The sequence below is a fragment of the Streptomyces sp. XM83C genome, assembly GCF_023072675.1.
Taxonomy (GTDB): domain Bacteria; phylum Actinomycetota; class Actinomycetes; order Streptomycetales; family Streptomycetaceae; genus Streptomyces; species Streptomyces thermocoprophilus.
Map to the genome: position 1 here is coordinate 1 of NZ_JALLGL010000203.1, position 11154 is coordinate 11154.

5 protein-coding genes and 3 pseudogenes are annotated in these 11154 nt (G+C 74.4%); 4 read left to right on the forward strand and 4 right to left on the reverse strand.

The window, feature by feature from the left end; translation table 11 throughout:
* Positions 1–17: 17 nt before the first annotated feature.
* Both MTQ10_RS31335 and MTQ10_RS21215 read left to right on the forward strand, forming a co-directional pair.
* Positions 18–299, forward strand: a pseudogene (locus MTQ10_RS31335) (beta-ketoacyl synthase N-terminal-like domain-containing protein); the annotation flags it as partial.
* A gap of 127 nt (positions 300–426) precedes the next feature.
* Positions 427–4110, forward strand: a pseudogene (locus tag MTQ10_RS21215) (aminotransferase class I/II-fold pyridoxal phosphate-dependent enzyme); the annotation flags it as partial.
* Positions 4111–4547: 437 nt separating this feature from the next.
* Here MTQ10_RS21215 and MTQ10_RS21220 read toward each other — a convergent pair.
* Entirely contained in the window at positions 4548–5756 is a 1209-nt protein-coding gene (locus tag MTQ10_RS21220; protein WP_247470661.1) for a pyridoxal phosphate-dependent aminotransferase, read from the reverse strand.
* A gap of 81 nt (positions 5757–5837) precedes the next feature.
* On the opposite strand from MTQ10_RS21220, the gene MTQ10_RS21225 reads away from it, so the two are divergent.
* Positions 5838–6467 (forward strand): winged helix-turn-helix transcriptional regulator, encoded by a 630-nt coding sequence (locus MTQ10_RS21225; RefSeq protein WP_247470664.1) that lies wholly within the window; start codon positions 5838–5840, stop codon positions 6465–6467.
* A 329-nt stretch (positions 6468–6796) separates the two neighbouring features.
* Here the strand turns inward: MTQ10_RS21225 and MTQ10_RS21230 are convergent, their stop codons facing one another.
* The 3 genes from MTQ10_RS21230 to MTQ10_RS21240 all read right to left on the reverse strand — a co-directional run bounded on the left by MTQ10_RS21230 (position 6797) and on the right by MTQ10_RS21240 (position 10501).
* Positions 6797–7603 (reverse strand): hypothetical protein, encoded by an 807-nt coding sequence (locus MTQ10_RS21230; protein ID WP_247470667.1) that lies wholly within the window; start codon positions 7601–7603, stop codon positions 6797–6799.
* Complete coding sequence (locus MTQ10_RS21235) at positions 7603–8865, reverse strand: VWA domain-containing protein (RefSeq protein WP_247470670.1); 1263 nt, start codon at positions 8863–8865, stop codon at positions 7603–7605. Before MTQ10_RS21235 ends, MTQ10_RS21230 begins: the two co-directional genes overlap by 1 nt.
* A 133-nt stretch (positions 8866–8998) precedes the next feature.
* Complete coding sequence (locus tag MTQ10_RS21240) at positions 8999–10501, reverse strand: IucA/IucC family protein (RefSeq protein WP_247470676.1); 1503 nt, start codon at positions 10499–10501, stop codon at positions 8999–9001.
* Positions 10502–10591: 90 nt separating this feature from the next.
* Between MTQ10_RS21240 and MTQ10_RS21245 the strand changes: the two are divergent.
* Positions 10592–11154, forward strand: a pseudogene (locus MTQ10_RS21245) (hypothetical protein); the annotation flags it as partial.

An 11154-nucleotide genomic window follows, 5' to 3' on the forward strand; every position in this document is an offset into this window, starting at 1 on the left:
GTTGGAGAACACCCGCCATGCACCTCACCGACCCCGCCCGCGACATCGCCGTCACCGGCATCGGCTGCCGCTTCCCCGGCGCCCCCGACCACCACGCCTACTGGCGGCTCCTCCTCGGCGCCGAACGGCAGTTCACCGCCGTACCCGGGGAACGGTGGGACCACCGCCCCTTCCACGCCCCCGGCGACCGGTCCGCCCCCGACGCCGCCTACACCGACCGGGTCGCCTTCCTCGACGGCGTCGACCGGTTCGCCGCCCTGCACTACGGGCTGCCGCCGCGCCGCGCGGAGGCCATGGACCCGCAGCACCGGCTGATGCTCGACGTCGCCCGCGAAGCCCTCGACGACGCCGGCCTCGGACGGGGGCTTCGACCGGGAGACCACCGGCGTCTTCGTCGCCCTGTCGGTCTCCGACCACAAGGACCTCATGACCGCGCGCATCCGCGCCCTCGAACTGCTCGACGACACCGACACCGCCCGCGATCCCGCCTTGGCGCGGGCTCTGCGCGCGCACATCGAACGGCGGACCGGCCCCCTGAACGCCTTCACCCTGCCGGGCAGCCTGCTCAACATGGCCCCGGCCGCGATCAGCCGCCACTTCGACCTCGGCGGACCCAGCTTCGCCGTCGACGCCGCCTGCTCCGGCTCCCTCATCGCCCTCGACCAGGCCGTGCACCAGCTGCGCGCCGGCGCCTGCTCCACGGCCGTCGTCGGCGGCGCCCACATCAGCCTCACCCCCGACAGCCTCATCGGCTTCTCCCGCCTCGGAGCGCTCTCCGCCGAGGGAGTGTGCCGCCCGTTCGACGAGCGGGCCGACGGTTTCGTCCTCGGGGAGGGCGCAGGAGCGCTCGTCCTGCGCCGCCTCGCCGACGCGCTCTCCGCCGGCGACCGGATCTACGCCGTGATCAAGGGCACCGGCGCCGCCAACGACGGCGCCGGCCCCGGCCCGCTCACCCCCACCCCGGAAGGCCAGCTCAGAGCGATGCGCCGCGCGTACGCCGACGCGGGCCTGCCGCCCGGCTCGGTCGGCTTCCTGGAGGCCCACGGCACCGGCACCACCGTCGGCGACCGCGTCGAGATCGAGGCGCTGCGCCTTCTGCGCGGCGAGCACCCCGCCCCCTGCTGGCTGTCCTCGGGCAAGGCACTGATCGGACACGCGCTGGCCGCCGCGGGCATCGCCGGCCTCATCAAGACCGCGCTGGTCGTGCACCACCGCACGGTCGTGCCCCAGCCGCACACCGTCCCGCACCCGCGGCTCGAACTGGACGCCGCCGGGCTGCGCCTCGCCCACACCCTCGGCGGACGGGCCCCGCTGCCCAGCAGACTCGCCGTCGTCGCCACCGACCCGGCCGCCCTCACCGAACGGCTCCGCCGGGCCCGCCGCCAGCTCGCCGACGGTGAGCGCGGAGACCTCGGCGACGACGCCTGGGCCGCCGACGAACCGCTGCCGCCGCACGCCCGCCGTATCGCCTTCGTCCACCCCGGGCAGGGCAGCCAGCGGCCGGGCATGCTGCACGACCTGTACGACCGTTTCCCCGCCTTCCGGCGCACCCTGGAGGTGCTCGGCGCCGCCGCCGGGCGGGACGTGACCGACCTGGTGTACGGCGTCGGCGACCCGGAACGGCTCACCCCGACCGAGGTGTGCCAGCCCGTCCTCGGCGCCCTCCAGATCGCCGCCGACCGCGTGCTCGCCGGCTGCGGGGTACGGCCCGGCATTCTCCTCGGGCACAGCGTCGGCGAGTTCGCCGCAGCGACGACCGCCGGGTTCCTGGACGCGGAGGAGACCGTACGGCTGCTCGCCCACCGCGGCAGGGCACTGCGGGACGCCGAGGCCGGCCTGTACGGCGGCATGCTCGCCGTACAGGCCGACGAGGACACCTGCCGACGGCTGCTGGACGGCCTGGCCGACGTGTGGCCCGCCTGCTTCAACCAGCCCCTCCAGACCGTGGTCAGCGGCGGCCGGGAAGGGCTCGACGCGCTGCGCCGGGTCTGCGCCGAGGCCGGCGTGGCGACCCTGCCGCTGATGGTGTCCAACGCCTTCCACACGCCCCGTCTGGCCGGTGCCGACGAGGCGATGCGCACCGACCTCGCCGGGCGGTCGCTGACCGCGCCCCGCCTGCCGTTCGTGTCGGCGGTGAGCGGAGCGCCGTGCTCCGACCCGGAGGAGCTGCGCGCGCTGTGGGCCCGGCACGCGTCCTCGCCGGTCCGCTTCGCCGACGCGGTCCGCGCCGCGCACGACGCCGGGGCGCGGATCTTCCTCCAGGTGTCCGGGGGCGGCTCGCTCCTGACGTCCGTACGCCGCACCCTCGACGGCCACGACGGCGTCCACGTCGTCCCCGTCGACGGCCCGGCGCCGGACGACCCGCCCGGCCTGCCCCGTGCGCTCGCCCGGCTGGCCGTGCTCGGCGTTCCCGTCGACCCGCGCGCGCTGGTCGAGGAGGCCGACCGCCGCGTCCTCGACCTGCCGCCCGCCCGGCTGGACGCCCGGCCGTGCTGGACACGCCGGGAGGCGCCGACGACGCCCGCCCCGGCGCCTGCCCCGGCCTCCGCCCCGGCCGCTCCGGCCCTGCCCGCGCCCCGGGCCGTCCCGGACCTTGCCCCTGACCTTGCCCCTGAGCCCGACTCTGCTCCTGTCCCCGATCCCGAGCCCAGCAAGATCCCCGTGCGGGAACTGCTGGACGTCCTCCATCGGCAGACGACCCTGCTGCACCGGATCGCCGAGACGCTGTGCGGCGTGGTCACCGGCACGGGAGCCGAGCCCCCGCCGGGCGGCGCTCCGGCCGACGGCGCCGAACGTGCCGTACCCGCCGTACAAGCCGTACGGCCCGATCTCGATGCGTCGGCCGTACGCGCCGAACCCGCAGCTCCCTCCGAGTGCACCGACCCGGTCGCCCGGGTCGTCCGTGAGGAGATCGCCCGGGTCGGCGCTTTCCCGCCGGACCATGTGCGTGCCGACCACAGCCTGGTCGACGACCTCGGCTTCGATTCGCTGATGCTGACCGACCTGTTCACCGCGCTGAAGCGCCGCTGGCCGACGCTCACCGTCGACGAGCGGTCCGCCCGGCCGACCGTCGCCGAGGTGACCGCGCTCGTCCCACCGGACGCCGCGAGCGCGACCGGCCCGGCCCCCGCCACGGCCACCGACGACCGGCGCGCACCCGAACCGCCCGTGCCGTCGCCCGCCCCGGCCGCCCTGTACGAGAGGAGCGCCCCGCCCGCCGTGGAGCACCTGAGGGTCGACGACTTCCCGGAGGTCGCCGCCCACCGCGCCCGCAAGGCCCTCCTCGACGAACTCCGCTTGCCGAACCCGTACTTGATGGTCCACGACAGCGGCCTCACGGACCGGACCGTCGTCGACGGCCGTGAGCTGATCTCCTTCTCCGGGTTCAACTACCTCGGTCTGGCCACGCACCCGAAGGTGAGGGCCGCCGCACAAGAGGCCGTCGAACGGTACGGCACCTCCGCCTCCGCGAGCCGGCTGCTGTCCGGGAGCCGCCCGCTCCACCTGGAGCTGGAGCGGGAACTCGCCCGCCACCTCGGCACGGAGGACGCGCTCACCCTGACCAGCGGGCACGCCACCAACGTCACCGTGATCGGGCATCTCGTCGGCCCCGAGGACCTGATCGTGTACGACGCCCTCGCGCACGACAGCATCCTTCAGGGCTGCCGTCTCTCCGGAGCGACCCGGCGGCCGTTCCCGCACGACGACGCCGCCGCCCTGGACGCACTGCTGGGCCGGGTCCGCGACCGCTACCGCCGGGTGCTGATCGTCGTCGAGGGCGTGTACAGCATGGACGGCGACATCGCCGACCTGCCCGCCCTCGTCGCCGTCAAGCGCAGGCACGGCGCGCTGCTGATGGTCGACGAGGCGCACAGCATCGGCGTGCTCGGCGAGAACGGGCGCGGCGTCGGCGAGCACTGCGGTGTCGAGCGGGCGGACGTCGATGTGTGGATGGGCACCCTGTCCAAGGCGCTGGCCGGCTGCGGCGGTTACGCCGCCGCGAGCCGTGCCGTCGTCGACTGGCTGCGCTACACCGCGCCCGGTTTCGTCTACAGCACGGGCATGACCCCCGCCGACACGGCCGCCGCGCTCGCGGCGCTGCGGCTGCTGAGGGAGGAGCCGAGGCGGCTGGTACGGCTGCGGGAGAACGCGGAGCTGTTCCTGCGCCTCGCGCGGCGGGCCGGCGTGGACACCGGGGGGCAGCGGCGGCACTCCGGTCGTGCCGTGCGTCGTCGGCGACTCGGCGCGGACGCTGCGGCTCGCGCAGGGGATGTTCCGGCGGGGCATCAGCGTCAACCCGATCCTGCACCCGGCGGTCCCCGAGGAGCTGGCGCGGCTGCGGTTCTTCGTCACCGCCGCGCACACGCCGGAGCAGCTCCGCTCCACGGTCGCCGCGCTGCGGCTGGAGATGACCGACCTCGACGCGGCGGGTGCGGGCGGTACGGGCCTGGAGTCGGCCGCGTGAGCGGCGGGGCCCCCGGTCGTCCGTCGACCGGGGCCCCGGTCCGCCGCCCGAAGGGGGGACCGCCCGGTGCCCCCTCGGTGCTCTACTGCCGGTACCCCGCGAGGAACCGTCCGATCCGCCCGATGGCGGCCTCCAGATCGTCGGCGTGCGGCAGGGTGAGGATGCGGAAGTGGTCGGGGGAGGGCCAGTTGAAGCCGGTGCCCTGGACGACCTGGATCTTCTCCCGGAGCAGCAGGTCCAGGACGAACTTCTCGTCGTCGTGGATCTTGTGCACCTTGGGGTCGAGCCGGGGGAACGCGTACAGCGCGCCCTTCGGCTTCACGCATGTCACACCGGGGATCTCGTTCAGCTTCTCCCACGCCACCGTCCGCTGTTCGTACAGTCTGCCGCCCGGCCGGGTCAGGTCGCCGATGGACTGCCGGCCGCCCAGTGCGGCCTGGATGGCGTACTGGGCGGGCGCGTTGGCGCACAGGCGCATGGACGCCAGCATGGTCAGGCCCTCCAGATAGTCCTTCGCGTGCTGCTTGGGACCGGTCACGACGAGCCAGCCGGAGCGGAAGCCCGCCACCCGGTAGGTCTTGGACAGTCCGCAGAAGGTGAGGACGACCAGGTCGGGGGCGAGCGCGGCGGCCGAGTGGTGCACGGCGTCGTCGTAGAGGATCTGGTCGTAGATCTCGTCGGCGAACACCATCAGGCCGTGCCTGCGGGCCAGGTCGAGGATGCCTTCGACGACCTCCTTCGGATAGACCGCGCCGGTCGGGTTGTTCGGGTTGATGATCACGACGGCCTTGGTCCGGTCGGTGATCTTCGACTCCATGTCGGCGAGGTCCGGGTTCCAGTCGGCCTGCTCGTCGCACAGGTAGTGGACCGCCTTGCCGCCGGCGAGGGTGGTCACGGCCGTCCACAGCGGGAAGTCAGGCGCCGGGATCAGGATCTCGTCGCCGTCCTCCACCAGCGCCTGCACGGCCATCGACACCAGCTCGGAGACCCCGTTGCCGAGATAGACGTCGTCCACGTCCACGTCCAGTCCGAGCGTCTGGTAGCGCTGGGCGACCGCGCGGCGGGCGGAGAGGATGCCGCGCGAGTCGGTGTAGCCGTGCGCCTGCGGCAGCATCCGGATCATGTCCTGGAGGATCTCCTCCGGCGCCTCGAAACCGAACGCGGCGGGGTTGCCGGTGTTCAGGCGCAGCACGCTGTGGCCCGCCTCCTCCAGCGCGTTGGCGTGCTCGATCACCGGTCCCCGGATCTCGTAACAGACCTCGCTCAGCTTGTTGGACTGCCGGAACTCCATGGGCCCCTCCGGTATCTGGTGTTACTTGGTTTTACCAAGTGTGTGCTTGGAAAGTCCAACAAGATGTCTAGACTGCGGGCCATGCCACCTCGCCGAAGCTACGACCAGTACTGTCCCGCCGCTCGCGCCCTCGACGCCGTCGGCGACCGCTGGACCCTGCTGATCGTCCGTGAACTGCTCGCCGGGCCGCGCCGCTACACCGATCTGCACGCGGACCTGCCCGGCGTCAGCACGGACGTGCTGGCCTCCCGGCTGAAGGACATGGAACGCGACGGCATCGCCACCCGCCGCCGGCTGCCCCCGCCGGGCGCCGCCTACGTGTACGAACTCACCCCGCGCGGAACCGCCCTGCTGCCGGTGCTCCAGGCCCTCGGCGCGTGGGGGCAGGCCGAGTTGGGCGAGCCGCGGCCGACCGACGCCGTACGCGCCCACTGGTTCGCGCTGCCCCTGCTGCGCGCCCTCGACGGCCGGACGGGACTGGTCGAAGTACGGTTGGAGGAGGGCGACTTCCACCTGTACGCGGGTGCCGCGGACACCCCGGTCTACGGCGACGGGCCCGCGCCCGGGGAACCCGACGCCCGTCTGTCGACGGACACGGCCACCGTCTCCGCGCTCGCCCAGGGCGAGCTGGGCCTGGAGGACGCGGTGCGCGCGGGCCGGGTGGAGGTGTCCGGGGAGGGAGCCCTGGCGAAGGAACTCCGGGACGCCTGACCCGCTCCGGGCGGTGGGGCACCCGCCGGCGCAGGGCACCCGCGGTCGTACGGCATCCGCCGGCGCAGCGCACCCGCGCTCGTACGGCATCCGCTTCGGCATTCGCGCTCGTACGGCACCCGCTCCGGCATCCGCGGTCGTACGGCATCCGCTCCGGCATCCGCGGTCGTACGGCATCCGCTCCGGCATCCGCGGTCGTACGGCATCCGCTCCGGCATCCGCGGTCGTACGGCACCCGCTCCGGCACCCGCGCTCGTACGCCGGGAAACCTCCCCCGCACGACAACGGCCCGCCCCGCACATGCGGGGCGAGCCACAGCCGTCGGTCCGTCAGGCGCCCGGCGGCACCCGGGAGGGGCGGCCCGAGCCGCGCGTCAGCGCGTACCCGCCGATACCGGCGAGCGCGGCGAGCACACCGCCCAGGCCGGTCCACACCCAGCGGTCGGTCCACCACCCGGACGACCAGCCGTCGTCCGGGTCGATCGCCGACAGCACCGCCTTGCCCGGCTTGTCGTCGTCCTCACCGGGGTCGGTCACGGCGATGCCCGGCACGAGCGGCTTCGCCAGCGAGCCGTCCACCGCCGCCTTGCCGCCGATGTCCTTGGAGTCGACACGGACCTCGGCGCCGACCGGCAGACCCAGATCGTCCTGGGCCAGGTTCAGCACCGTCAGCCGCAGGTAGTACGTGCCCGGCAGCGGGTCGTCTGCCCACGGCTCCGACCAGGACCGCACGGTCCGCAGCGTGCAGGACAGCTCCACCGAGGACGCGCCCGCCGCAGCGGTGCGGGTCTGCGCGCCGTACTGGCAGGCCTGCCGGCGGCGCAGCCCGTCGTACACGTCGATCTGCCACTTCTGGCCCGCCGACGGCGCCTTCGGCAGCTTCACCGTCGCCTTCACGGTGGGCCGCTGCCCGGTGTCCGCGGGGAACGACCAGTACAGGTAGTCACCGGTCGAGCCGCTCGCGGTCGCCGTCTGCCCCTGCTCGATCTCCGTCGCCGTACGGAACGACGTGCCCGCCTCGGTGGGCGCGCCGCTGTCCCCGGACGGGCTCGCGGACGGGGAGGAGTCGGCCGCCGCCGGGCCCGCGGCAAGGCCGAGGGCGATCAGCGCCATGCTCAACACACGGGTGATACGCATCAGTTGGTCCTCCACACCGCGACACGCCAGCGCGACAGCCAGCCCCACACCAGACCGCCGAGGAAACCGGCCACGATCAGCGCGCCCAGCAGCCACCAGCCGCGGCCCAGCCCGAAGGACGCCACGTCACCCGCGTCGGAGGGGCCGTCCACCACGTCCACGGTCAGCTCCAGCGGCAGACCCGGCGTGGCCTTCACCCCGGCAGCCCCAGCGAAGGAGTGCGTGACCTGGAGGCACACCGTCTCGGCGGGCGCGTCCTCGTCGTCGCTCTCCGCCTTCGGATAGCGCAGACCCGTCGAGATCACGTCCGTACGGCCCGTGCCCGCGGCCTCACCGCGGACGATCTCCCGGCCGTGCACCGTCACCGCCCGCAGCAGCACCCCGTAGTCGGGGCTGACCGCGCGGTCCGCGGCCACGCTCACGGCGGCACGCAGCTCCTGACCGGGCTTCACGTCCACCCGGTACCAGCGCTCCTGCCCGAACTCCTCACGGTCCGTGTACAGACCGGACTTCAGCGCGGGTGCCTTCGCGCACTCGCTCGCGCCCTCCACGGCGACCGGCGTCACCACCGGGTCGGCCGCGCGGTCCACCAACTGGTTGACACGGTCGGTGAGTTCGTCGGTGTGCTCCACGGACGTGTATGTGCCGCCGGTCGCCTCGGCGATACAGCTGAGCTGGAGCCGCATCTTCGCGTTGGGCACCAGGCCCAGCGTGTCGATGGTCAGGCCGATGCCCTTCGCGGCGATCTCGCGGGCCACCTCGCACGGATCGAGCGGCGCGCAGGTGTCCTCGCCGTCGCTGATCAGCACGATCCGCTTGGAACCCTCGCCGCCCTCCAGGTCGTCGGCGGCCTTCAGCAGCGCCGGGCCGATCGGCGTCCAGCCGGTCGGGGTGAGCGTGGCCACCGCCGCCTTCGCCTCGGCGCGGTTCAGCGGGCCCACAGGGTACAGCTGCGCGGTGTCCTTGCAGCCGGTCTTCCGGTCGTCGCCGGGGTAGGTGGCGCCCAGGGTGCGGATTCCGAGCTGCACCTCCTCCGGCGTCGCGTCCAGCACCTCGTTGAAGGCCTGTTTCGCCGCGGACATCCGCGACTGGCCGTCCATGTCCTTCGCCCGCATCGAACCGCTGACGTCGATCACGAGATCGACCTTCGGGGCCAGGGCGGTGGTCTCGTCGGCGACCGCCGCGGCCGGGAACGCGAGCCCGGCCGCCAGCGCGGCGAGCAGGGCACCGAGCCCGGCCGCCAGCCGTTGTCTTCTGATCATCGGCGGATCTTATTGACCGTGCGGGTTCCGCTTCAAAGCGGGGGTCCCCGCCGACCGGCCCGCGTCCACCGTGATGTGACGCCTCGTCGGCCGCCGGGCCGCTTGGAGTCGCCGATCCGTACCGGCCTTCCGCTCACACCTCCGACGGCCGCGGCAGTACGGTCCACAGGTCCCCGGCGTGCCCAGGCGTCAGCCGCATCGAGGTCAGCGCCTTGGCCGGCACCGGCTCCTCGCGCAGCGCCGCCAGGTCGGGGGAGTCCGGCAGCTCGGGCACGGCCGCCGCCAGCGCCTGCGCCAGCGCCGGGCCCGAACCGGCCGTCGCCGCCAGCGCCCCCGCCACCAGCGAACCGAACAGCTTGCGGCGCAGGGCGGTCACGTCGTCGGTGAGGATCCGTTCCGGCAGCCGCGGCAGCGGGATGCCGTGCCGGGCCAGCCGCGCCGGGCCCACCCGTATGTCGGCGAGGTCCCGGTAGACCAGCCGCAGCGGCTCGCCTTCCGGTGAGAGCACCACCAGCAGGTTCTGTCCGTGCGCCTCCAGCGCCACGCCCAGCTCCAGCAGCCGCAGCCCCACCCCGAGCGCCAGGCGCGTGAACGCCGCCAGCCACGCCGGGGAGGCGGGCAGACCCGTGCCGGGCAGCGCCGCCACCGGCACCACCCGCTCGCCCGGCCCCGCGTGCACCCGCGGCGACTCCCGCAGCAGCGCCGCCAGATCGGGCGAACCGGCGGTGACCGCGCCCAGGGTGCGCGTCACCCGCAGCAGCCCGCCCGTGCGGGCCGCCATCTCCTCGGCGAACGCCGACAGGGCCGCCGCCGCGCGCACCGAGCCCACCGACATGTCCCGCACCGACGACGTCAGCCGCGTGCTCAGCGCCGTCTTCACCTGCGGTCCGCCGCCGGGCAGCGCGAGCGTGCGCAGAGCCATCAGCGGATGCGCCGCGAGCACCGGCTCACCGCCCCGCTTCAGCACATGCGCCGCCTGCCACGGATGCACCGGCAGCAACAACCGCTCCCCGTCCCCGAGTTCACCCGGCCACGCACCCGACACCAGGCACTCCGAGGCCGGCACCGGCAGCAGGCCGAGCCGCACCACCGGCCGGTGCTCCGGGCCGTACGCCAACTGCTCCGCCACCGAGAAGCCGGGCCGGGAACGGCAGTTGGGGTGGTACGGATGCCCGTCCACCACTCGCTGCTCCCACTCCCACTCCCGGTCCGGTTCCGGCCATGCGTCACCCGGCGGCTCCTGCCCGGCCCGCGACAGCGCCAACGAGGCGGTGCTGTGCCCCAGTTCGGCGGCGAGACCGGTGGCGTGCGGCACGCCGAGCGCGGCCGTCAGCAGCTCCGGACGTGTGTACGGCACCCCGTCCAGCTCCACCGCCGTGACCCGGTCGCCGGTGGCGTACGGGTCCGAGGGCGGGCCGTGCAGCCGGCGACCATCGGCCAGCCACAGCGTGAGCCCGTCCCGAGCCGCTTCCCGGCGCCGTATCCAGGGCAGCGGCTCGTACGCGAACGCCCGCCACAGCCGGGTCAGCACGGCCGACCGCGCCCCTGGCAGTTCCGCGGTGAACCGCGGCAGCAGAGCGGGCCGTACGGCGGCCAGGTCGGCGGCGACGTCGTCCTCGGCGGTGGGTCGGTGCACGGGCGGGCTCCCAGGCTCGGAGTTGAGGGTCAGGACGGGCGAAACACGGCGATACTGATCGTCCCCGCCCGACATGACCGTAGGGAACGCATGGAACGCGTTGACCTGAAGCACGAGGCCCCCGCCGACGACACCCCGGCCCACGACGAGGCCGGTACCACGGGCCCGACCGCCGCCCGCGACCCGGCGTCCGTCTCGCCGGGCGATCCGGCCCGGTGTGCCGACCGCGAGTCGGGGTCCGTCCCTCCGGGAGATCCGGCCCTGCACGCCGACCGGCACGCCGTCGCCCCGCTGCTGAACTGCCTGCTGCGCGAAGTGGCCGAACCGCACGGCCACGACCAGGGCCGGGACGTGTACCGGCTGCCGGGCACGGGACGTCTGCTGCGGGTGCGCGGCGGACGCCGCCCCGCCGACCCCGAGGTACGGGACGCGCACGGCTGGCGACCCCTCGGGCACCGCGCCCTCGTCGCCCTCGTCGCCGAGGAACTGCGCCGCCACACCGGCCTCGCCAACGACGAACTGCCCGCCGAGATGACCACCGGCCGGGACACCGTCGCCGCGCTGCTCGCCGCCCGCTCCCGCTCCAGCCCGCCCGCCGACCTCTATTTGCGCTCCGAGCAGGCCCTCGTCACCGGCCACCCCCACCCCCCCGC